We start from the raw sequence: 22,834 nt of genomic DNA on the forward strand, positions 1-22,834 counted from the left end.
ACATAAATGTCTGAAGCTTATACCTGGCTGTGTGAAAAAGTACAACATCACTTAGATGTCATTTATCAAGGGGTTGATATTCCTCAAAGTAGTGAGGAAATCGCAAAGTCTCTTATCACTACAATGAGATTAGATGAGGTAAGCGATAGACAGGTTCCAGTGCCTCATCAAAATCATTGGAACGAACAGGACATTATATTAATTACCTATGGGGATAGCCTAGAGTCAGAAACGCAGAATCCATTGGTAACGTTACACCAGTTTTTGAACAAATATGTGAAAGATACAATTAATGCGGTGCATATATTGCCATTTTTTCCTTATAGTTCAGATGATGGCTTCGCGGTGATTGACTACTCGAGTGTGAATGAATCTCTGGGTAATTGGTTAGACGTTAAGTCAATTTCCAGCAATTATCGCTTAATGTCCGACTTGGTCATTAATCACTGCTCTTCGCGCAGCGTATGGTTTGATAATTTTATTAAATGTGAAGGCACTGGCAGTGATTTTTTCTTCACTGTTGATGACGATTACGATATCTCTAACGTGGTAAGACCGCGCACATCGGAATTGTTACGGGAAACCAAAACCGAGAACGGAATTAAAAAAGTGTGGTGCACTTTTAGTCATGATCAGGTGGACTTTGACTTTCAAAATCCTAAGGTTTTGGCGGCCTTTGTTTCAATAATCCGTCAATACTTGGATCATGGTGTCAGAATTTTCAGGTTAGATGCGGTTGCTTTTCTTTGGAAGAAATCAGGCACTACCTGCATCAATTTGGAAAAAACCCATGAAGTTATTCGCTTACTTCGAACATTAATCGAATATGCGCAAAACGACAGTATTATTATTACCGAAACTAACATTCCTAATCGTGAAAACCTCACATATTTTGGTAATGCTAACGAAGCCCATGCGGTGTACAACTTTTCATTGCCACCGCTGTTGGTCAACACATTGGTTACCGGAGACTGTACTTATTTAAAGAACTGGCAAATGAGCATGCCCCCTGCACAAAACGGGACGACCTATTTTAACTTTATTGCCTCCCATGACGGCATAGGTCTGCGCCCAGCAGAGGGTTTACTCGATGAAAAAGAAATCAATACCTTGGTTAACACTATGCAGAGTTTTGGCGGGATGGTGTCTTGGCGTACCCTACCCGGTGGCAAGCAAAAACCCTACGAAATTAATATCGCTTTATTCGATGCGTTAAAAGGAACCACTAAAGGACCTGATAATTTAGGTATGGAAAGATTCATTTGTGCTCACGAAATTATGTTTGCACTTGAAGGCATACCTGGGTTGTATGTGCATAGTTTACTGGCCACCGGGAATGATTATGAAAGGGTCACTAATACCAGCCAGAATCGCTCCATTAACCGTAGGCGCTGGGATATGTCGGAACTTGAAGATCAACTGAGTAATAAAGACAGCCAGCATGCCATAGCACTTCAACGGATGAATCATTTACTGTCAATTCGAATTAATCAAAAGGCATTTCATCCCAACGCCACACAATTTACCTTGCAGTTAGGGAATAAATTATTTGGCTTTTGGCGACAAAGTATCGATAGAAGACAAAGCATATTCTGTATAAGCAATATCACTGATACACAGCAAACTGTTGTTATGTCGGATATTAACTTAATTGGAACAGACTGTTGGTGGGATCTCATCACTGGAAATGAAATCATTTTAGATCATTCTGATTTTATTTTATCGCCGTATCAAACGGTTTGGATAAGTAACACTCGCAGTATGTAAAGTCTATGTTATAAGTCATGGGGATAGTTTGCTGTCACTTTTTTGCACCACCCTATCTCCATGATTTATTTGATAAATATTTTACCCCTTCGATTAGTGTGACCGAACATACACACATTAACATGTTATTTACATGCTTTTCTCGCAGCATTTCAACCCTCCCCACACAAATTAATCATAACCATATGATATTAAAAGACATCTCCATTCTGGCACGGTAAGTGTAATACCCCACTTATACAACAAACGTTATTGTTGTTTTGTTAAGAGGCAATTTGAGTAGTGCCTGTATTAATCCGAAACACGAAAATCTAAATCAAGTGGAGATATGAAGATGAAAAAAGCTATCCTTATCAGCGCGTTCGTTTTAGCCAGTAGTTCTGTTTATGCACAAGAAGACAAAATATCAATTTTAGATACAGATGCAGATGGTCGTATAAGTGTAGAAGAAGCGGCAAGCGATCCAGCTTTGTCAGCCGTTTTTGCAGAATTAGATATGAACAAAGATGGTTACCTAACCCCTAGTGAGTTAGCCGAACACTAAGGTTTCGAATAGTCATTCAACATTCAAACAACACCCACCTTGAGTGGGTGTTGTTTTTTGTTTTTCCCGCTAACGCAATTGCCTATATTATTTCCCCAGCCATAACCTAATTAGGCATATTTTTAATAATTAAAATATGTTATCAATAGGTTCAGACATCATATAAAAGTATTATCGACGTTTAATTGAACGAAATGGTCAAGTAAACAACATCACTTGTTCTGTCACGATTAACCTAAAGTACTCCCTCTTTTATTTGGATAATTAGTAAGCAATACGTCAAGGAATTTACAGCATGTACAAAATTTTATTCATTTCATTATTTATGGTTTTGCAATCTTTTTATGCGCAAGCAGCACCCTTATGGAAAATAAGTAAAGGAGATGACTTTGTAATTATCGGTGGCACAATCCATGTATTAAGTGCAACAGATTATCCTTTGCCTGAAGAGTTTGAAAAAGCTTATCAAGCTTCAGATACGCTAGTATTTGAATCCGATATCGTCAGAATGAATAGTCCCGAATTCCAACAGCAATCATTACAGTATATTTTATTGCAAGATGGTAAGACCATTAAAGACTTTTTGTCAGAGCAAACCTACCAAGATCTTGAAACTCATTTACAACAACGTAATCTCTCTTTGCAACAATTTTCTATGCTAAAACCGAGCTTTTTATCCGTCACCTTGTCGATGATTGAACTGCAAATGATGGGGGTAAGCAGTGCTGGCGTAGATGTATATTACTCTACCAAGGGTATGGGCGATCAAAAGCAAGCAAAATGGTTTGAAGAGCCTGAAGAACAAATGGCTATGCTGGCAGACATGGGTAAAGGGGAAGAAGACGCCATGATTGCCTATAGCCTTAAAGATGTAGCAAAAATAAAAGAAATGATGCCAAAACTGATTAATGCCTGGCGTGCCGGTGATTTAGACAAATTAGCAGAAATAGGTATTGATGAAATGCAGCGTGATTATCCAGAGATATATGATCAATTATTAGTTCAGCGTAATAAAAACTGGCTACCTAAGATTGAACAACTTTTTGACAACCAACAAAACGAATTAATTTTAGTTGGGGCATTACATTTAGCGGGTGAGCAAAGCGTACTTAAATTAATGCAAGAAAAAGGCTACAGCATCGAAAAATACTAATTTCGTTTCTAGGTAGTTAGTATAATCACAATGCGCTAACTACCTCTTTTCTATATACAATCATAGTCAAAGTTTTGATTATTTTGATTTGGTAACCCATTAAAATCACGTTATATTAGCGCCCTCCTTTACTTCCAGCTTTAGTGTTAATTTGAATGAAAAATAGTGACTCCACCATGCCGAACTTAATGCCAATTGAAAATGCACTAGATAAAATGTTGCAGCAATGCGAAACCTTAGTAGAGCAGGAAACTATTTCAATCATAGATGCATTGAACCGAATCACCGCAGAGGCTGCTTTTGCAAAACTGCAAGTGCCGCCAAAAAATAACTCAGCAATGGATGGTTTTGCGTTTCAAGTTGACCACGAATTACCCCAAGGCACCACATTAACCATTCAAGGACAAGCTTTAGCTGGGCAGCCCTTTGATGATGAGGTAAAAGCGGGACACTGCATCAGAATAACCACAGGCGCAATCCTGCCCGCCGGTACGAATACCGTCATGATGCAAGAAAACGTAGCGATACACGAAAATAACATCGTTTTGAATCAAGCTACAAAGGCAGGTAACAGTGTTCGCCTTGCCGGTGAAGACATCCAATTAGGACAGCAAGTTATCGCAGCGGGAGAAAAACTCACGCCTGCACATATGGCATTATTAGCCTCGATTGGAGAACCTTCAGTAACTGTATTGCGCAAACCTAGAGTGGCAATTATCGCAACGGGGGATGAATTAGTGGTGCCTGGCGATAAGTTGAAAAATGGTCAAATATACGAAAGTAATAGATTCGCATTACAGGGTTTATTGCAGCAAATGAATGTAGATATCATTCATTATGGCATCATAGAAGATGATCCCGATAAAATTGCAGACGTTTTATTAGATGCCAGTCGTAAGGCGGATCTAATTTTATCCTGTGGCGGGGTTTCCGTAGGCGATGCTGATTATGTTAAGCAAGTATTAGAAAAAGTAGGACGCATCGATTTTTGGAAAGTCGCGATTAAACCAGGAAAACCTTTTGCGTTTGGTATGGTTAATGATGCCATATTTTGTGGTTTACCTGGAAATCCCGTTTCCTCTTATGTCACCTTTGAAAAACTAGTAACGCCCCTATTACATAAACTTATGGGACGCAAAAGCGTTAACCAGTTTACGATTAACGCTACCTGCGCTGCTCCTATTTTTAAGCGAGCTGGGCGTGCTGATTTTCAAAGAGGCATAGCATACCAAGACGAACACGGAGAATATTGGGTAAAACCTAATGGTAGTCAAGGCTCTGGCATCATGTCATCCATAGCATCCGCAAATTGTTATATTCTCCTGGAAAAAGAACAGACTAACTTGCCGACAGGCGCAAAAATTAAGATTGAATTATTTTGACTAATTTAAAAACCGAATTAAAGCAGCTAGTAAACCTTGCTTGGCCGCTGCTTATTGCTCAAATTACCCAAACCTTAATGGGTGTGTCCGATACCATCATGGCAGGCCGCTATTCAGCAACCGATATGGCAGCAGTGGCAATTGGGTTCAGCATTACCATTCCCATCTTGTGCTTTGTACAAGGTCTAGCGATGGCCATTCCGCCAATCGTCTCGAAACTGCACGGAGCTGGCGAATCGGAAAAAGCAGCGCAAAAGGTTCACCAAGCGTTTTATTTGATTATTCCAGTATCGATCTGTATTGCTCTTTCAGTATTCTTTATAGAGTACTGGTTTTCGTTGATGGACATCGAAGACAAATTACGCGATATCACTACTGATTACATGAAGTACATTGTTGTATCAGCCCCAGCGTTTGCTGGATATCAAATTTTGCGTAATTATTGCGAAGGTTTGTCATTTACTAAACCGACTATGTTAATCATGGGATTAGGGTTAATCATCAATATTCCAGCAAACTATATATTGATATACGGTAAATTTGGTTTGCCGGCTATGGGTGGTGTTGGATGTGGTTTGGCAACAAGCTTAGTATTTTTTGCGATGTTTATTGGCACGGCACTCTATATCCATTTGTCTAAGCGTATTAACAGCAATTTATTTCAGAACTGGTCAAAACCCGATATTAGACAAATTTACATTACTTTAAAGTTGGGACTTCCGATTGCGTTGACCTTACTTTTTGAAGTGACCTTATTTGGTGTGGTTGCACTGCTATTGTCACCACTTGGACCATTAACCGTTGCATCGCACCAGATCGCCCTCAACTTTTCAGCGACCATGTTTATGTTTCCACTGAGTTTAGGGATGGCAACAACTATACGTGTAGGTCATTTTTGGGGTAAACAAGATCAGGTTGGCGCAGCATTGGCAACCAAAACGGCAATCCTTTTAGGCCTTTTTATTGCGTGTTTTACAGCAATCATAACCATAGTCGCTAAACAACAAATATCCATGCTTTACACTGAAAATCGGCAAGTGATTGAGCTGGCCATGAGCCTAATGACCCTAGCTGCAATGTTTCAGCTTTCCGATTCTGTTCAAGCAATATCCGCAGGTGCATTACGGGGATACAAAGATACAACTGCGATGTTCATTATTTGCTTTTTTGCATATTGGGGCGTGGGTTTGCCAACCGGAATAATTCTAGCGCTAACCGATTTTATTGTACCTGCTTTAGGTGCATCTGGATTCTGGATCGGTTTTATTTGCGGGTTAACAAGTGCCGCTATTATGTTGGGGTTCAGATTGAGTGTTATTCAAAAACGATTGAGATTACACCCTGAAATATTTGACAATGCTTAAGGTTTTTTAGACTAAACCGGTGACAATAGAGCTTTCAAAAAAAGGTTTAAACACATCTGTCTCACCAACAAAAAAAGCTTGCAATAAATACAAGCTTTTTTCATTTCAGTGGCTAAAAAACACTACTTAGAAAGTGTTTTAGCACCTTCAACCGCCGCTTTAGCAAGCTCAGTGATACGATCCCAATCACCCGCTTCAACCGCATCGTCTGGCACCAACCAAGAACCGCCAGCACACTGAACGTTTGGCAAAGCCAAGTAATCTAAATAATTATTCGGACCGATTCCACCTGTTGGACAAAACGTGATATCAGGGAAAGGACCGCCAATAGATTTCAGCGCTTTTATACCACCTGAAGCTTCTGCAGGGAAAAACTTAAAGTGTGTGTAACCGATATCCAATCCAGTCATCAGCTCAGATATTGAAGCTATACCTGGGATTAGAGATATTGAACAACGTTTGCCTGCTTCCAATAAGCTGGTAGTCATCCCTGGGCTAATTGCAAAAATAGCGCCTGCTTCTTCAACTTGCTTTAACTGCGCTTCGTTAGTCACTGTACCAGCACCAATAATGGCTTCAGGAACTTCAGTGGCGATTTTTTTGATCACATCAAGAGCGATTTCAGTGCGTAATGTCACTTCAAGTACTTTAATGCCGCCTTTTATTAAAGCTTTTGCAACAGGTACTGCATGTTCAATATTTTTGATAACTAATACAGGTACGACTGGCCCCTGACTAAAAATTTCTTGCGAACTCATTTTCCAATTAAATGACATATTGCTTACTCCTTATGATTCTGTTGTAAATAGGCAGCTGCGCCCAGTAAACCATGATCAGGTTCTGTAATGATGTAGGTTGGGATGTTAGAGACATAATGTCTAAATCGTCCCTTGTCTTCAAAACGAGCACGAAACTTACTACTTTTAATAAAGTCAACAAAACGTGAAGCAATACCACCACCGATATATACGCCGCCATAGGTTGCTAAATTAAGCGCTAAGTTACCTGCAAAACTACCCATAATTTTGCAAAACTGCTGCAATGTTTCTACGCAGATTTCACATTCTTCAGATAGCGCTTTTTCAGTAATTTGGGCTGGATCAGCAAAAATAGCTGCTTGCTGATGTTTCTCTGCCAACCCTTCATAGATATGTACGATGCCACGGCCTGATAAAACCTCTTCAGCAGACACATGCCCTAATTTCTTTTTAAGGTAGCGCCAAATAGCGAATTCATTCTCGTCATTTGCGGCAAAATCAACATGTCCGCCTTCGCCATCTAGAGCTTTCCAACCTTTATCCGTAAAAGTGAGGTGTTCTACACCTAAACCCGTACCTGGTCCAAAAACAGCAATATTGGCATTCAATTTTGGCGCACCAGCGCCAATTTGAACTTTTTGATCATCCTTTAACACTGGCAATGAATGCGCCACAGAAGTGAAGTCATTAATAACCCCCAGCCAATCCAAAGATAAACCTTTGGTTAGCTGGTCAATGGAAAACTCCCATGTGTGATTGGTCATTTTTACCCAATCACCGATTACCGGGCACGCTATTGCGATACACCCAAAACTAAACTTAACCTCTGGAAATTCGCTAAAGTAATGTTTAATCGCATCTTCAATCGTAGGAAAATCAACACATAAATATTTTTTGATATTGATTAAGTTATGTCCTTCAACTTGGCAAATACGAATATTTGTCCCACCGACATCGGCTACGAATTTAGAGGTCATGTTGATTACCTGATCCAGCAAATAGAGAACATGCGCCCTGCTCTGCACCCGTTAGAGAGTTGCGCATAGAAGCAAACATTTCACGGCCCATACCAATTTGGTGTTTGTCAGTTTGTGCCACTTTAGTTTTTCGTTTCGCCAATTCTTCAGTGCTAACCAATAAACACATCTCACCGGTTTCAGTGTTGAGCTCGATTAAATCGCCACTTTCGACTTTGGCTAACAAACCACCGTGATAGGCTTCAGGGGTCACATGGATAGCAGCTGGTACTTTTCCAGATGCACCAGACATACGACCATCGGTGATTAAAGCAACTTTAAAGCCTTTGTCCTGCAACACACCAAGAGGCGGCGTTAAACTATGCAGTTCAGGCATACCAATCGCTGCCGGACCTTGGAAACGAACGACAACAATACAATCTTTATCTAAATCACCGGCCTTGAAGGCATCGGCCAATTCGAACTGATCTTCAAATACCACTGCCGGAGCTTTAATTTTGCAATGAGGTTCACGTAATGCCGAAGTTTTCATCACCGCACGGCCCAAATTGCCATGCAAAACAGATAAACCGCCATCGGGTTTAAATGGTTTAGCAACAGATGAGATCACTTCAGGATCAAATGACTCAGCCGGACCATCTTGCCAAGTCAACTCGCCATCTTTCAATGTAGGTTCTTTGGTATATTGTTCTAACCCTTCGCCACAAATGGTTTTCACATCGTTATGCAATAAACCGGCGCTTAGCAATTCTTTAAACAAAACTGCCATACCGCCAGCGGCAGTAAAGTGGTTAATATCAGCAGAACCGTTCGGATAAATCCGTGTTAACAAAGGTACTGCATTGGAAATGTCAGAAAAGTCATCCCAATTTATCTCATAACCCGCAGAGCGTGCGACTGCAACTAAATGCATGGTGTGGTTAGTTGAGCCACCTGTTGCAAGTAATGCGACTAAGCCATTGACTAATGCTTTGGCATCCACAATATGACCAATAGGCGTATAATTATCACCTAAATCGGTTAATCGAGTCACTTGACGGGCAGCGGCTTTAGTTAATTCATCCCGTAAATCCGTACCTGGATTAACAAAAGAAGAGCCTGGCAAATGCAGTCCCATCACCTCAACCACTAATTGGTTACTGTTAGCGGTACCATAAAAGGTACACGTACCCGCTGAGTGATAACTTTTCGATTCTGATTCAAGTAACTCTTTGCGGCCTACTTTACCTTGAGCGAACATTTGGCGTACGCGCGCTTTTTCTTTATTAGGTAAACCAGAAGGCATTGGACCCGCAGGTACAAAAACTGTTGGTAAATGTCCAAAACTCAAAGCGCCCATTAATAATCCTGGGACGATTTTGTCACAAATGCCCAGCATCAATGCGCCATCGAACATATTATGCGACAGCCCTACTGCGGTAGAAAGAGCAATGACATCACGACTCATCAAGCTCAGATCCATGCCAGGATTACCTTGAGTAACCCCATCACACATAGCCGGAACACCACCGGCAAACTGGGCAACACTACCGATATCACGAATAGCATCTTTTAGTATTTGCGGATAAGCTTCATAAGGTTGGTGTGCAGAAAGCATGTCATTGTATGACGATACAATGGCAATATTTGATTTAGTTAAGCTAGTTAAATCAGCTTTATCTTCTGTATTACAGGCAGCAAAACCATGGGCTAAGTTGCCACAAGATAAAACACCACGATGTGGCCCTTGCAAGCGTGCGCTTTCAATTTTGTCTAGATAATTTTGTCTGGATTGTCGACTTCGTTCGATAATCCGCTCGGTTACTTCTTGAATCACAGAATTCATATGTTCTCCTAAGCAGCCCAAATAAGTTTTACATCGGTATTATTAAAGACGGCTCGAATAGGCATTTCCAAGGCGTCATCACTTTGCTGAGCAATGTCGATAATACGTTTTTTAGATTCACCCACTAAATGTAAAAAGATATTTTCACTGTTGAGTATACTTTTTAATGTTAGTGACATTCTTTGATTTGGCGCAGTGGTAGGAGTAACCGCAATATAATCGCTATCTAAATTGGTATTTAAGCCTTGTTCCAATTGTTCAGAACAGGGAAACAATGAAGCGGTGTGACCATCTTCACCCATGCCAAGAATTAACGCATCGAAAGGCGTTTTTATCTTGCTTAAATTCGTATTCAAAGAAGACACGGCATCACAGGCATCGGCCTCTGATGTTTTTAATCCAAAAAAATTCGCCACTGCGGCTTTATTGATCAATAGTTCACGCTTCACCATTGCAGCATTGCTCGCCGGATCGCTTTCGTCCACCCAGCGTTCATCAACTAAGGTTACGTCTACCTTTTCCCATTCTAAGTCTTGCTTAGAAAGCTGATTAAACATCGCAGCCGGAGTACGTCCACCTGAAACGGCTAAACTAGCTCGACCGTTTTTTGCTATTCCTTGTTTCAAGATATCTGCGATTTGACTTGAAAAATCTTGATTCAAAAGCTCAACTGAAGAATATTTAGTTTCAATTAGCGCCATATTACTTTTTCTTCCCAATTCGCGATTCATACCATGCACGATTATCTCGAGCTAGCAGCGCTATTGATGCTACTGGACCCCAAGTACCAGCCTGATAAGGTTCTGGTAAATCATTGTTGGCACCCCAAGCGCGGAATATTCCGTCAACCCAAGTCCAAGCTTGTTCAACTTCATCACGACGCACGAACAATGCCTGATTACCGATCATCACTTCTAACAGTAATTTTTCGTAAGCATCGGCAATACGGTCATCTTTGAACTCTTCAGAAAAACTTAGGTTCAAGCGCGATTTTTGCAAGTCCATGGAACCACTACTAGTTAGCCCAGGTACTTTGTTCATTACGGTAATTTCAACACCTTCATCAGGTTGCAGACGAATGGTTAATTTATTAGGTGGTAATTGCGCAAAACTTTCCCCAAATAAATTGTGAGGTTGGCGTTTAAAGTAAATAACGACTTCACTGGTTTTGCTTGGCAAACGTTTACCAGTACGCAGGTAAAATGGAACCCCTGCCCAACGCCAGTTATCTAGATGAACTTTGAGTGATACAAAGGTTTCTGTCTCAGACTTGGTATTAGCGCCTTCTTCATCCAAATAGCCAGGTACTTCTTTGCCTTTTACAAAACCACCTACATACTGACCACGTACAGTATCTGTTTGTACATTGGCAGCGGTAATAGGTCTAAGCGCTTTCAACACTTTTAACTTTTCGTCACGAATACTGTCTGCATCTAAAACTGCGGGCGGTTCCATGGCAATCAACGTTAGGATTTGCAACAAGTGGTTTTGCACCATATCGCGCATTTGACCAGCTTCATCAAAATATCCCCAACGGCCTTCAATCCCAACTGATTCAGCCACAGAAATTTGCACATGGTCGATACAGTTATGATCCCAATTGGTTGCAAAAATTGAATTGGCAAAGCGTAATGAAACAAGGTTTAAAACAGTTTCTTTACCTAAATAGTGATCAATTCGATAAATTTGTTTTTCGTCGAAGAACTCAGCAACTTGATCGTTGATGACTTTTGACGACTTCAAATCATGACCAAGTGGTTTTTCAAGTACAACACGTACACTCGAATCGATAACACCTGCATTGTGCAAGCCTTTACAAATGTCACCAAAGATAGAAGGTGGCGTTGCTAAGTAGCAAACCATAGTCCGCGATCTATCTACATGCTGTTTAAACGATGGGTAACTATTTATGTCTTTCATGTCGACACAAACATAATCTAATTTTTCTGAAAAACGATTCCAAGTATCTTCACATAGGGCTTCGCCACTAAATTCAACGATACTATCTTTAACATCCTCAACATATTCTTCGTTGCTGATATCTTGACGAGCCGCACCGATGATACGTGAATCGGCGTGGACTAAATTTGCTTTTTCTAACTGATATAAAGCCGGCAATAATTTACGGCGGGCCAGATCCCCTTTAGTACCAAAAAGGACAAAGTCGCACGGTTCAATAGAATTTTCCAACACCATTTTAATGACCTATATATAGAAGAATGAACACTAATAAAATGTAATTACAACAAATGAATTACGTTTTATTATGACAATTGAGCTAAAATTTAACATTATATGTTGTAATATTACAACATATTACGTCTCTTGTTTAATTACAAATAATATGGTTATTTTAACAAAACTTATAAAAAATGCTGGCTAATTTGGTAAAAACTTACAACAATTACTGTAACAAACCGACAAAAGTAGTGTTAAATGTCGTTTAAACTAAGTCGCAACAAAACAATAAGATTTATGCACCGATGAATATTCTTGAAAAAATAACACAAAATAAATCCGTTTTTAGTAAATCTGAAAGAAAAGTAGCGGATATAATTTTAGATAATCCTCAAACAGCAATACATTCAAGTATAGCTACACTTGCTAAAATGTCAGATGTCAGCGAACCAACCGTTAATCGGTTTTGTCGTCGCCTAGACACTAAGGGATTTCCAGATTTCAAACTGCATCTTGCCCAAAGTCTTGCCAACGGAACGCCCTATGTCAATCGACATGTCGAGGAAAATGACGGGCCTGAGGAATATACTAAAAAAATATTCGAATCAACCATGGCGTCATTAGAAGTTGCAAGGCAATCAGTCGATATCAATACAATCAATCGTGCCGTTGATTTGCTTACTCAAGCTCAAAAAATATCGTTTTTTGGTTTAGGGGCAAGTGCTTCTGTTGCCCACGATGCCCTTAATAAATTTTTTAGATTCAACGTTCCCGTTGTCTATTTTGAAGATATTTTGATGCAACGTATGAGTTGCATGAACAGCACTGAAGATGACGTCGTCGTATTGATCTCACACACTGGCAGAACAAAAAGCCTAGTGGAGATCGCACATATTGCCAGAGCAAACGATGCAACTGTAGTTGGGATAACATCTAAAAATAGCCCGTTAGCCAAAGAGTGTAATTTAGTTTTATCACTCGAGGTGCCTGAAGATACTGACATGTACATGCCAATGGCATCCAGAATCGCGCAATTAATTCTAATTGATATTCTCGCTACCGGCTTTACTTTAAGACGCGGTGGTAAGTTTAGAGAAAACCTAAAACGTGTAAAAGATACACTCAGAGGGTCTAGATTTGAAAAGCGAGACGAGTAGCTTACAGTGACTGTCATTTAATATTCATCAAAGTATTTACTTAAATTAATTCACATTTACGCAACTTTGCACTACTATTTTGTAATAAAATTACAAAAACCTGAGTTTGCTGTCAGATTATTTGCCGAAAAAGCACAAATCGGCTTTTTATTCGCCAATTCAGGTTATTTTTTAACAAACCAAGTCGGACACTAAACTCTATGTTAAGACGTACTAAAATTCTCGCTACTCTTGGACCCGCAACAGACACCCCTGAAATGATAGAAGGTATTATCAAGGCAGGCGCAAATGTCGTGCGTATGAATTTCTCTCACGGAACTGCAGAAGACCATATTAATAGAGCCAAAATTGTAAGAGATGTGGCCAAAAAATTGGGGAAATACATTGCTATCCTTGGTGATCTTCAAGGTCCAAAAATTCGAGTGTCTCGGTTCAAAGATGGTCCAATTAAATTAAACATCGGTGATGAATTCATTCTTGACGCTGAAATGGGCAAAGAAGATGGCGACCAAAAATCTGTAGGAATTGACTACAAAGCCCTACCAGATGATGTGCACCCTGATGATTTGTTGTTATTAGACGATGGCAGAATTCAACTGCTAGTTGAAAAAGTAGTAGGTAGAAAAGTATTCACCAAAGTAACTGTAGGTGGAAAGCTGTCTAACAATAAAGGCATCAACCGTCTCGGCGGCGGGTTATCTGCAGAAGCGTTAACAGAGAAAGACAAACAAGACATTAAAACGGCCGCACAAATGGACGTTGATTATCTTGCCGTGTCGTTTCCTAGATGTGGAGCTGATTTAGATTATGCTCGTAAACTTGCGGTAGAAGCAGGTTGTAGAGCGCTTATTTGCGCCAAAGTCGAAAGAGCTGAGACAGTCGCCAGTGATGAAGCAATAGATGACATTATCCAAGCATCAGATGCGGTAATGGTTGCCCGTGGTGATTTAGGTGTTGAAATTGGTGATGCAGAGTTAGTTGGTGTACAGAAAAAATTGATTTCCCGCTCCAGACAAATGAACAAGGTAGTGATCACTGCTACGCAAATGATGGAGTCGATGATCAGCAGCCCTATGCCAACTCGAGCCGAAGTAATGGACGTGGCAAATGCGGTATTAGATGGCACAGATGCAGTGATGCTTTCTGCCGAAACCGCAGCCGGTGAATTCCCCATTGAAACCGTTGCAGCTATGGCGCGAGTATGTGAAGGTGCAGAAACTCACCCAAGCGTTAAAATATCTAAACACCGCGTCGATGAAAAATTCACATCAGTGAGTGAGACTGTTGCGCTTTCAGCAGTGTATGCAGCCAACCACTTGGCGAGCATCAAAGCTTTGATAGCGTTAACCGAAAGTGGTAACACATCTAAAATCATGTCTCGCATTACTACTTCGTTGCCTATCTATGCCTTATCAAGACACGAATCAACGTTAAATACTATGGCCCTGTTCAGAGGCGTCAAACAGGTTTATTTCGATTCTCGAGGCAGTGAGCCGGGTAAATTGAAACAAGACGTTATTGATGTTTTAAAAAGCAAAGGTATCGTTGAAAGTGGTGATTGTTTTGTTATGACTTATGGTGATGAAATGGAAACCATAGGCTCTACTAACGCATTTAAGATTGTTACTGTTCCTTAAATAAAGTTTCAATTTCAGTTTTAATTTAATGAGCACCATTGCTAGCCTTAGCAATGGTGCTTTTTTAATTCCTAAATCTGCCCTTCCCCAATCTTTTGTTTCTGCTTTTTCTAGCCGCAAGGCTTTTTCAATCAGCCCTTATTTAAATCAACTATTCTCCATATCAATAGTCGCTAATAAATCTTATCAACTCTTAATTTGTATCTATTTTGTTTACTATCATGCTTCCTATAATTAGAAAATGATTAGTAGCTATTATGATGTCGAAACCAACTTATGATGTGATTGTATATGGCGCAACAGGTTTTACCGGTCAACTCGTTGCAGAATATTTAGCAAAAACTTACCCAAGCAAACAAGATCTAAACTGGGCTATCGCGGGCAGAAACCTCAACAAACTAAACGAAATAAAATCGAACTTAAACCTAAGTTCCGATGTAGATTGCATAATCGCTGATTCAAACGACGTAGACAGCCTGAAATCTCTTGTACAAAGCACCAAAGTAGTGTTGACGACTGTCGGCCCATATCAGTTATATGGCAATGATTTAGTCGCATTGTGTGCACAAACTGGTACCGACTATGTGGATCTATGTGGTGAGCCTACATGGATGCATGACATGATAGCCGCACACCAAGATAGCGCGGAAAAAAGTGGCGCTAGAATCGTATTTTCATGCGGTTTCGATTCAATCCCCTTTGACTTGGGTGTGTATTTTCTTCAGCAAAAAGCAAAAGAAAAATTCTCACATACCTTTAGCCGAGTTAAAGGTCGCGTAAGAGGTATGAAAGGTACGTTTTCTGGTGGCACTAAAGCCAGTCTACAAGCTACCATGGCGGCCGCGAGAAAAGATAAATCGGTAATGCAGGTATTATTAAATCCATTTGCACTAACGCCGACGTTTAACGGCCCTGAACAGCCTTTGGGTAATAAACCTATATATGAAGAAGAGTTTAATAGTTGGTCTGCTCCTTTTATTATGGCGGCAATCAATACTCGGAATATACATCGTTCAAATTATTTATTATCCCATCAGTATGGCGAGGATTTTGTATACGACGAAATGATGTTTACCGGCCCTGGTGAAAAAGGCAAAGCAATTGCAGACCACGTTGCTGCAGACAAAAGCATGGCCAGTGACGAGGGACCAAAACCTGGTGAAGGGCCAAGTAAAGAGGAACGTGAAGCAGGCTTTTTTGATGTTATTTTCTCAGCTCAAGAAAACCAAAATCAGTTAACTGTTTCAGTAAAAGGCAACATGGACCCGGGCTATGGCACAACCTCTAAAATGATTTCGGAGTCTGCCGTTTGCCTTGCTAAGGATGAGCTAACGGTGAAAGGTGGTATTTGGACTACGGCGCCAGCAATGGGAGATAAATTGATCAGCCGATTAATTGACAAAGCAGGCATGACATTTAATGTCGAATAAATAGCTTTTTATCTAGCCATCTAAAACGCCCCAAATCTAACGAGGCCTCAATAGTTGGACAATCCAATTACTGAGGGCCACCTCAAAATGGGGCGTTTTTTCTTTCAGTCGTTTAGCGCTTAGGCAAAATTATGGTCTGAGTAACTAATTCCAAAACTCAAAATAATCATTGCTGCTGCGCTGCGGGGCTGGCATCGCTTCTGTTGTAGGCGTACCTAAATAGAGAAAACCGACAATTTCATCTTTTTCTTCTAAGAAAAATGCACATTTAACATCTTCATTTTGAGCGAATGTTCCTGTTCTCCATACACCGCCAAAACCTTGTGCTACCGCAGCCATTTGCATTGCATGGACGGCACACGAAGCGGAAGCAACTTGTTCAATCCATGGCACCTTCTCATGCTCTGAGTATTTGGCGATAGCGACAATAACCATAGGAGCTCGAAGCGGCATTTGTGGTGCCCGTTTAATCTGGTTTTCATCTAGATCTTCATTAATTGCCGCTTCTTCGAAAATCTCACCTAACTTAATTAGTCCCCTTCCCTGACAAACAACAAACTTCCACGGTGTTAAACCGGCATGATCAGGCGCGCGCAATGCTGCCTGCATAATTATTTCAAGCTGCTGACCTTGAGGGGCTGGCCCTTTCAATCTTGGTTGAGAGCGTCTGTTTAACAATAATTCAATAGCTTGCATATTAACCCAGTGACTAAATCAGAATTGATATATTAGTATGCAAACTTCACTGTTTTACTGCAACTGCAATCTGAATTTCCTTGTGAATTTAATTGTCGTTAAAGCTTTAGCGCCCGAGGTTTCGAATCTTTTGCCGTTTAATTGAGCACAATTACCACAAAAGTCATTTCATTCATAAAAAATTACATTTGTATTGTCGCTTAATTATTAAAATTCGTTAGGATAAGCAAATTGTACAATTTCAGGTGAATTTCTATATGGCAAATGGTAGTAGTTGGACTAAATCTTTTTTTGTTGGAATCTGGACAGTTTTAAATTTCTGTCGAAAAGCATTTTTTAATATTATCTTTATTATTTTGGCTATCGGTTTCATTGCGATGCTAATGAAAGATGATGGCAAAGTGTTGGTTCCTAAAAGTACAGCATTAGTTCTCAATATTGAAGGCGATATTGTGATTGAGAAACGCTATGTTGATCCAATGAACAAATTTTTGGAAGAAGCTTTTGGTCAAGAGCCAGAAAATCCAGAAGTGTTATTAAAGGATGTGCTGTTCGCGTTAGAAAATGCCAAACATGATAATCGCGTTAAAACCTTGATTCTGCAACTTCAAGGTATGGGCAATGTAGGCATGGATAAAATGAAGCAAGTGGCAATGGCCATTGACGACTTTAAAGAAAGTGGAAAGCCTGTTTATGCCATAGCAGACTACTATACTCAAAGTCAGTACTACCTGGCCAGTAAAGCCGACAAAGTTTACATGAACCCTATGGGCGCGATGATGTTTGAAGGTTATGGACGTTACCCAACCTATTACAAAGCAGCCTTAGAAAAGTTAAAAGTGACAACTCATGTGTTTAAAGTAGGCACATATAAATCGGCTGTGGAGCCTTACATTCGCGATGACATGTCTGAGCCTGCAAAAGAGGCAAATAAAGCTTGGTTGACAGTACTTTGGAATCAATACAAAGCAGATGTTGCTGCAGCACGTAATCTATCAACTAGCGCTTTTGATGAAGATCTAGATCAATTTTTACTCAAATTTGAACAAGTTGATGGTGATTTTGCAGCCTACGCAATGGAAAACGGTTGGGTAGATGGATTGCCTACTCGTGAAGCTATAAGACAAGAAATAATTGATATTGTCGGCGAAGACAAAAACCATAAGAGTTTTAGTCAAATAAGCCTAAATAATTACTTAAAAGTAATTAAACCCATTTATCATCTTCCACAAGTTGATGTTGATCATGTTGCAATCGTGGTCGCCAAAGGGACGATTTTAAACGGCACTCAAAAAGCCGGAGACATCGGCGGTGACAGTACTGCTGAGTTGCTTCGTAAAGCCCGATTAGATGACTCGGTCAAAGCAGTAGTATTGTATGTAGACTCCCCTGGGGGCAGCGCATTTGCCTCTGAAATTATCCGCCAAGAAGTTGAAAACCTAAAAACTGCAAATAAACCTGTCGTTGCTTTGATGAGTACTTATGGTGCCTCAGGTGGCTATTGGATTTCAGCTGCTGCGGATGAGATTTGGGCAGCGCCTAGCACTGTTACTGGCTCTATTGGTATCTTTGGCATGTTTATGACCTTTGAAAATACCCTTGATTATTTAGGCATTCACTCTGATGGTGTGGGTACCACGGACTTCTCTGGATTGAACGTGACAAGAGCGCTTGACCCAAGAGTTGGCCGAGTTATTCAAATGAGCATAAATCATGGTTATCAAGATTTTCTTAACTTAGTTGCCAAGGAAAGAAACATGACGGTGGAAGCTGTCGACAAAATTGCCCAAGGTAGAGTTTGGATTGGGGAAACGGCGAAAGAATTGGGTTTAGTCGATAACCTAGGGTTTTTAGATGATGCCGTTTCCGCTGCGGCAGATTTAGCGAAACTGGAAAACTACGAAACCAAATATGTCGAACGAGATTTAAGCCCTAGTGAAAAATTCTGGAAAGAATTCTTAGGGCAAGCTTCTCAAACAATTGGACATGGCAGCTTCGCCAAAAAAGATTCTGCGCTAGCTGGCTTTGTTAAACAACTAGTTGAAGAGGTAGATGCCGTCACAAAATTGAATGATCCTAATGGTGTTTATGCTCATTGTTTAGCTTGTGAAATAAACTAACCTCTATTATCCTCTCGATGATTAATGGTCTAGTTAGGCCATTAATCATCACCTCTACACTCAAATAAGCACCTAAAAACAATTTCAATTAAATGATCAGTTTTGCACAACAAAAAATAATTCAGCAGCGAGTATTAGACTGTATTCAAATGGCTGAAGTTTATTTTCATCGAAAGTTTGTAGCCCCTACTCTGATGTTTAATCAACGGGGAAATATAGCAGGAACGGCTCACTTACAAAAAAACCTGATAAAGCTCAATAGCACTTTATTGATGGATAATTTTGACGAGTTTCTTGTTACTGTGATTCCTCACGAAGTTGCTCACATCATTACATTCCAGTTATTCAAACGTGTGAAACCCCATGGTATTGAATGGCAATCAATTATGAATAATGTGTTCAACTTACCCGCAACGGTAAGACATAAAATGGACACAACCAAGACCCAAGGTAAAATGTTTGACTATAAGTGTCAGTGCGGGACAGTTAAGCTGACGTTGAGAAGGCATAACAAGGTGGTTAACAAACAACAGATTTATTGTTGCCGGAAGTGCCAACAAGAGTTGCTAGAAATAACCTGATTTTCAATTAAATTAATAATCCAAAAGCTACTAAAACCACTGCTTTGTAAACACTTTATCAAGCTCTTTAAAGGCAGTTTTTAATAATTTCGCCAGTTCTTTATAACGAGGTTTAGCCCGTTGTTGGCTAACGGTCACCCCTTGTAATTGCATCTTATGATGAATTTCTTGATACCACGCCCGTAAGGCAGGAGGAAGAGTTTGGTTAGAACGATGACCAAGCCACATTAATCCTTGCAGAGGAAGACTAAGAAAAAATGCACCAATGGCGATTCCCTGAGGTATGAAAATATCACCATAAAAATTAATAATAGAAAACGCACTCAATACAGCGATGGGGGGCATAATTGTAATCGACAATTTAGTAGCGCTAATCACACGATACTCTGGAAAAAGTGCATTCAGCTGCTTTTCCATCGGCCAAGTTTTCATATACTCTTGACCATCTTTGAAAATTCCGGTCATGCTCTGGGACATTTGAATCCTTGCAGATTGATTAACTACTGGTAACTATAAGAATAATCTTTAATCGCTAATTTTACCAAAATAAATTAACGAAATAGTAGAATTCAGGATAAAACAACGGGCAAAACCACGTAAAATAGATAAATAATATAAAAACGATGATTATTTATTTGCCCATTAAGTGAATATTAATCAGAACTTTTTATTAAGGTTTGCTTAAAACTTAAAATATTTGATCTAAATAATTTTTTGACCGTTGAATCTAGTTAAAAAATCCATATGTTTAGAAACACTTTTTATTTAATTTTTTGGTCAGATGGATTGGTTCAATCCTGACTACTTTTGGAGAACTAAATATGTCTGATGTTAGACACGTACGTCTTTTGATTTTGGGATCTGGACCAGCAGGTTATTCTGCTGCGGTTTATGCTGCACGAGCAAACTTAAATCCGGTACTACTTACAGGGATTCAGCAAGGCGGACAACTTACCACTACAACAGAAGTTGAAAACTGGCCCGGCGATCCTGAGGGATTAACCGGTCCTGACCTTATGGTTAGAATGCAAAAACATGCTGAAAAATTTGATACTGAAATCATTTTCGATCACATTAATAAAACTGACCTGTCTAAACGCCCTTACACACTTCAAGGTGATAACGGCACTTATACTTGTGACGCTCTGATTATTGCAACTGGCGCATCAGCCAAATATTTGGGTATGGAATCTGAGACGGCATTTATGGGTAAAGGGGTTTCAGCCTGTGCTACTTGTGATGGTTTCTTTTATCGTAACCAGAAAGTAGCGGTTATCGGCGGTGGTAATACTGCCGTTGAAGAAGCTTTATATTTATCTAATATTGCGTCAGAAGTTCATGTTATTCACAGACGTGATTCATTTAGAAGTGAAAAAATATTGTCTGATCGTTTGTTTGAAAAAGCGAAAAACGGCAACGTAGTAATGCATCTCGACAAAACCCTTGATGAAGTGCTAGGTGATGAAATGGGCGTAACCGGCGTGCGTATCAAAGATGTCAATTCTGGTGCGACTGAAGAAATTGATATTATGGGCTTGTTCGTTGCCATTGGACACAAACCTAACACCGACATATTCGAAGGTGAATTGGATATGAAAGATGGCTACATTAAGATTAAGAGCGGTCTTGATGGTAATGCAACGCAGACTAGCGTTGAAGGTGTATTTGCCGCTGGAGACGTATGCGACCATGTTTACCGTCAAGCAATTACATCTGCCGGTACAGGATGTATGGCCGCGTTAGATGCAGAAAAATTCTTGGATGCATTAGAAAATTAAGGAAAACACGTCAAGCTTGTGTATGAGAATATATAGTAAATGATTTCGCTGCATAAGCTTGACGCTTGCGTCACCTTTCCTTCCCCTCACGAGGCACTAGCTGATCCTAATGGATTACTGGCATTTGGAGGGGATCTGAGTGTTGCACGTTTAGTCAGCGCATATCAGCACGGAATTTTCCCGTGGTTCTCTGAAGGAGAACCTATTCTTTGGTGGAGCCCAGATCCTAGAGGGGTTGTTTTCACTGAAAAATACAAAAGCAGCAAAAGCTTACTCAAACATATCCGCAAGACCAATCCAAAGGTAACAGTTAATGAACGCTTCAATGATGTTATCGATGCTTGCTCCAATGCGCCTCGTAAAGACAGTGGTACGTGGATAACAGCGCATATGATAAACGCATACAAAGCGCTGCATAAGGCCGGTTACGCCCACTCTATTGAGGTGTGGAATGATAAACAACTCATTGGTGGTTTATATGGTGTTTTCGTCAATAATGTTTTTTGCGGGGAATCCATGTTTAGCCTACAAACCAATGCTTCTAAAGTCGCATTTCACTATTTAGTTAATCTGATGAGAACGAATAGTGTAGAACTTATAGATTGCCAAATGCAAAACCCCCACTTAGCCACTTTAGGTTGTGAAGAGATACCCAGAGCGACTTTTTTAAGATTATTATCCTCTGCGGCAGAAAAACAAACATCTAACTCGTGGACTCCTCGGATGTTGTCGGTATGAACATGAAATTTGGACTAACTCAACAATTTCCATGCAGTTATTTAGCCGAGCAGAAAGAACAGTTGCTAGTGCTAGTGACAGACACTGATGATGAACTGGATAACCAATACAATTATTTACTTGGGCAGGGTTTTCGCCGTAGCGGTGATCAAATTTACCGCCCTCATTGTCGCCAATGTAACGCATGCCAATCAATTAGAATTCCAGCTAATAACTTTTTACCGTCGAAAAGCCAACGGCGAATTATAAATAAGAATTCCGGTATTCAAGTGTTTACCAGCTCGAAAAATAAACCTGAGTATTATCCAATTTACGCCCAATATATTAATCAACGCCATAACGACGGTAGCATGTTTCCTGCAAGCAAAAATCAATATGATGGATTCATCGACTGTGATTGGTTAGACACTCTTTTTATTGAATTCCACTTAGATGACACTTTAATAGGTGTTGCTGTTACCGATGTTTTGAGTGACGGTTTTTCCGCTCTTTATACATTTTTCAAACCTGAATTCACCAATCGGTCCATTGGAACTTACGCAATTATCAAACAAATTGAACAAGCCAAGCTCAATAATAAAACATTTTTGTATTTGGGATATCAGATAGATGCCTGTCAAAAAATGAGCTACAAGGCTAATTTTTACCCTCACCAGCGCTTTATTGACAATAAATGGCAATTAATCACAAAAAAAAGCACTTAGGTCCTTTACTCTTGCTCTTATATTGGGCAAAATCTGCGCGGCATT

Annotated in this window: 20 protein-coding genes; 13 read left to right on the top strand and 7 right to left on the bottom strand. The window is 40.0% G+C overall.

The annotated features are described in order from the left end of the window. Positions 1 to 6: 6 nt before the first annotated feature. The 5 genes from KO530_RS05820 to KO530_RS05840 all read left to right on the top strand — a co-directional run bounded on the left by KO530_RS05820 (position 7) and on the right by KO530_RS05840 (position 6,210). Entirely contained in the window at positions 7 to 1,767 is a 1,761-nt protein-coding gene (locus KO530_RS05820; RefSeq protein ID WP_216047473.1) for a sugar phosphorylase, read from the top strand. Positions 1,768 to 2,101: 334 nt separating this feature from the next. Continuing rightward, complete coding sequence (locus KO530_RS05825; RefSeq protein WP_216047474.1) at positions 2,102 to 2,311, top strand: hypothetical protein; 210 nt, start codon at positions 2,102 to 2,104, stop codon at positions 2,309 to 2,311. A gap of 295 nt (positions 2,312 to 2,606) precedes the next feature. Then, positions 2,607 to 3,464 (top strand): TraB/GumN family protein, encoded by an 858-nt coding sequence (locus tag KO530_RS05830; protein ID WP_216047475.1) that lies wholly within the window; start codon positions 2,607 to 2,609, stop codon positions 3,462 to 3,464. Positions 3,465 to 3,619: 155 nt separating this feature from the next. After that, positions 3,620 to 4,846 (top strand): molybdopterin molybdotransferase MoeA, encoded by a 1,227-nt coding sequence (moeA, locus tag KO530_RS05835; RefSeq protein ID WP_216047476.1) that lies wholly within the window; start codon positions 3,620 to 3,622, stop codon positions 4,844 to 4,846. Further along, positions 4,843 to 6,210: an MATE family efflux transporter gene (locus KO530_RS05840; RefSeq protein WP_216047477.1), complete on the top strand. Its 1,368-nt coding sequence runs from the start codon at positions 4,843 to 4,845 to the stop codon at positions 6,208 to 6,210. The genes moeA and KO530_RS05840 overlap by 4 nt, the downstream gene beginning before the upstream one ends. A gap of 122 nt (positions 6,211 to 6,332) precedes the next feature. On the opposite strand, the gene KO530_RS05845 is transcribed toward KO530_RS05840, so the two are convergent. Genes KO530_RS05845 through zwf form a run of 5 tightly spaced genes read right to left on the bottom strand, consistent with a single transcriptional unit; the run spans position 6,333 to position 11,966 of the window. Continuing rightward, complete coding sequence (locus KO530_RS05845) at positions 6,333 to 6,986, bottom strand: bifunctional 4-hydroxy-2-oxoglutarate aldolase/2-dehydro-3-deoxy-phosphogluconate aldolase (RefSeq protein WP_216047478.1); 654 nt, start codon at positions 6,984 to 6,986, stop codon at positions 6,333 to 6,335. A 5-nt stretch (positions 6,987 to 6,991) separates the two neighbouring features. Continuing rightward, positions 6,992 to 7,945, bottom strand: coding sequence for a glucokinase (locus tag KO530_RS05850; protein ID WP_216047479.1), 954 nt, complete (start codon positions 7,943 to 7,945; stop codon positions 6,992 to 6,994). After that, on the bottom strand, positions 7,935 to 9,770 hold the full coding sequence (gene edd / locus KO530_RS05855; protein WP_216047480.1) for a phosphogluconate dehydratase: 1,836 nt from the start codon (positions 9,768 to 9,770) through the stop codon (positions 7,935 to 7,937). The genes KO530_RS05850 and edd overlap by 11 nt, the downstream gene beginning before the upstream one ends. Before the next feature lie 8 nt (positions 9,771 to 9,778). Further along, the gene (gene pgl / locus KO530_RS05860; RefSeq protein ID WP_216047481.1) at positions 9,779 to 10,471 is read right to left on the bottom strand and encodes a 6-phosphogluconolactonase; all 693 of its coding nucleotides are present in this window, start codon (positions 10,469 to 10,471) and stop codon (positions 9,779 to 9,781) included. Between the two features lies 1 nt (position 10,472). Further along, positions 10,473 to 11,966, bottom strand: a complete 1,494-nt coding sequence (gene zwf / locus KO530_RS05865; protein WP_216047482.1) for a glucose-6-phosphate dehydrogenase — start codon at positions 11,964 to 11,966, stop codon at positions 10,473 to 10,475. A gap of 287 nt (positions 11,967 to 12,253) precedes the next feature. Between zwf and KO530_RS05870 the strand changes: the two genes are divergently transcribed. From KO530_RS05870 to KO530_RS05880, 3 genes are all read left to right on the top strand, one after another. Next, positions 12,254 to 13,105 carry a MurR/RpiR family transcriptional regulator gene (locus KO530_RS05870; protein WP_216047483.1) on the top strand — a complete coding sequence of 284 codons (852 nt, stop codon included), beginning with the start codon at positions 12,254 to 12,256 and terminating at the stop codon, positions 13,103 to 13,105. A 200-nt stretch (positions 13,106 to 13,305) separates the two neighbouring features. Then, complete coding sequence (gene pyk / locus KO530_RS05875; RefSeq protein WP_216047484.1) at positions 13,306 to 14,742, top strand: pyruvate kinase; 1,437 nt, start codon at positions 13,306 to 13,308, stop codon at positions 14,740 to 14,742. 257 nt (positions 14,743 to 14,999) lie between these two features. After that, entirely contained in the window at positions 15,000 to 16,172 is a 1,173-nt protein-coding gene (locus KO530_RS05880; protein WP_216047485.1) for a saccharopine dehydrogenase family protein, read from the top strand. A gap of 144 nt (positions 16,173 to 16,316) precedes the next feature. Here KO530_RS05880 and KO530_RS05885 read toward each other — a convergent pair whose 3' ends face one another. Continuing rightward, on the bottom strand, positions 16,317 to 16,868 hold the full coding sequence (locus KO530_RS05885; protein ID WP_216047486.1) for an NAD(P)H nitroreductase: 552 nt from the start codon (positions 16,866 to 16,868) through the stop codon (positions 16,317 to 16,319). 257 nt (positions 16,869 to 17,125) lie between these two features. On the opposite strand from KO530_RS05885, the gene sppA reads away from it, so the two are divergent. Further along, positions 17,126 to 18,988: a signal peptide peptidase SppA gene (sppA, locus tag KO530_RS05890; RefSeq protein ID WP_216047487.1), complete on the top strand. Its 1,863-nt coding sequence runs from the start codon at positions 17,126 to 17,128 to the stop codon at positions 18,986 to 18,988. Positions 18,989 to 19,080: 92 nt separating this feature from the next. Continuing rightward, positions 19,081 to 19,569: a SprT family zinc-dependent metalloprotease gene (locus KO530_RS05895; protein ID WP_216047488.1), complete on the top strand. Its 489-nt coding sequence runs from the start codon at positions 19,081 to 19,083 to the stop codon at positions 19,567 to 19,569. Positions 19,570 to 19,599: 30 nt separating this feature from the next. Here KO530_RS05895 and yfbV read toward each other — a convergent pair whose 3' ends face one another. Further along, the gene (yfbV, locus tag KO530_RS05900) at positions 19,600 to 20,046 is read right to left on the bottom strand and encodes a terminus macrodomain insulation protein YfbV (RefSeq protein WP_216047489.1); all 447 of its coding nucleotides are present in this window, start codon (positions 20,044 to 20,046) and stop codon (positions 19,600 to 19,602) included. 344 nt (positions 20,047 to 20,390) lie between these two features. On the opposite strand from yfbV, the gene trxB reads away from it, so the two are divergent. The 3 genes from trxB to KO530_RS05915 are packed head-to-tail and all read left to right on the top strand — an operon-like array spanning position 20,391 to position 22,789. Next, on the top strand, positions 20,391 to 21,347 hold the full coding sequence (trxB, locus tag KO530_RS05905; RefSeq protein WP_216047490.1) for a thioredoxin-disulfide reductase: 957 nt from the start codon (positions 20,391 to 20,393) through the stop codon (positions 21,345 to 21,347). A gap of 39 nt (positions 21,348 to 21,386) precedes the next feature. Then, a complete protein-coding gene (gene aat / locus KO530_RS05910; RefSeq protein WP_216047491.1) occupies positions 21,387 to 22,085 on the top strand; it encodes a leucyl/phenylalanyl-tRNA--protein transferase in 699 nt (232 codons plus the stop codon). A 2-nt stretch (positions 22,086 to 22,087) separates the two neighbouring features. Further along, positions 22,088 to 22,789 (top strand): arginyltransferase, encoded by a 702-nt coding sequence (locus tag KO530_RS05915; RefSeq protein WP_216047492.1) that lies wholly within the window; start codon positions 22,088 to 22,090, stop codon positions 22,787 to 22,789. Positions 22,790 to 22,834: the final 45 nt, after the last annotated feature.

The sequence above is a fragment of the Aliiglaciecola lipolytica genome, from assembly GCF_018860635.1.
In the GTDB taxonomy this organism is placed as follows: domain Bacteria; phylum Pseudomonadota; class Gammaproteobacteria; order Enterobacterales; family Alteromonadaceae; genus Aliiglaciecola; species Aliiglaciecola lipolytica_A.

Bases quoted from the DNA above. Each gene is read 5' to 3' on its own strand.
- KO530_RS05820 (WP_216047473.1), top strand. From the start codon at position 7: ATGTCTGAAGCTTATACCTGGCTGTGTGAAAAAGTACAACATCACTTA.
- KO530_RS05825 (WP_216047474.1), top strand. From the start codon at position 2,102: ATGAAAAAAGCTATCCTTATCAGCGCGTTCGTTTTAGCCAGTAGTTCT.
- KO530_RS05830 (WP_216047475.1), top strand. From the start codon at position 2,607: ATGTACAAAATTTTATTCATTTCATTATTTATGGTTTTGCAATCTTTT.
- moeA (WP_216047476.1), top strand. From the start codon at position 3,620: ATGAAAAATAGTGACTCCACCATGCCGAACTTAATGCCAATTGAAAAT.
- KO530_RS05845 (WP_216047478.1), bottom strand. From the start codon at position 6,986: ATGTCATTTAATTGGAAAATGAGTTCGCAAGAAATTTTTAGTCAGGGG.
- KO530_RS05850 (WP_216047479.1), bottom strand. From the start codon at position 7,945: ATGACCTCTAAATTCGTAGCCGATGTCGGTGGGACAAATATTCGTATT.
- edd (WP_216047480.1), bottom strand. From the start codon at position 9,770: ATGAATTCTGTGATTCAAGAAGTAACCGAGCGGATTATCGAACGAAGT.
- pgl (WP_216047481.1), bottom strand. From the start codon at position 10,471: ATGGCGCTAATTGAAACTAAATATTCTTCAGTTGAGCTTTTGAATCAA.
- zwf (WP_216047482.1), bottom strand. From the start codon at position 11,966: ATGGTGTTGGAAAATTCTATTGAACCGTGCGACTTTGTCCTTTTTGGT.
- KO530_RS05870 (WP_216047483.1), top strand. From the start codon at position 12,254: ATGAATATTCTTGAAAAAATAACACAAAATAAATCCGTTTTTAGTAAA.
- pyk (WP_216047484.1), top strand. From the start codon at position 13,306: ATGTTAAGACGTACTAAAATTCTCGCTACTCTTGGACCCGCAACAGAC.
- KO530_RS05880 (WP_216047485.1), top strand. From the start codon at position 15,000: ATGATGTCGAAACCAACTTATGATGTGATTGTATATGGCGCAACAGGT.
- KO530_RS05885 (WP_216047486.1), bottom strand. From the start codon at position 16,868: ATGCAAGCTATTGAATTATTGTTAAACAGACGCTCTCAACCAAGATTG.
- sppA (WP_216047487.1), top strand. From the start codon at position 17,126: ATGGCAAATGGTAGTAGTTGGACTAAATCTTTTTTTGTTGGAATCTGG.
- KO530_RS05895 (WP_216047488.1), top strand. From the start codon at position 19,081: ATGATCAGTTTTGCACAACAAAAAATAATTCAGCAGCGAGTATTAGAC.
- yfbV (WP_216047489.1), bottom strand. From the start codon at position 20,046: ATGTCCCAGAGCATGACCGGAATTTTCAAAGATGGTCAAGAGTATATG.
- trxB (WP_216047490.1), top strand. From the start codon at position 20,391: ATGTCTGATGTTAGACACGTACGTCTTTTGATTTTGGGATCTGGACCA.
- aat (WP_216047491.1), top strand. From the start codon at position 21,387: ATGATTTCGCTGCATAAGCTTGACGCTTGCGTCACCTTTCCTTCCCCT.
- KO530_RS05915 (WP_216047492.1), top strand. From the start codon at position 22,088: ATGAAATTTGGACTAACTCAACAATTTCCATGCAGTTATTTAGCCGAG.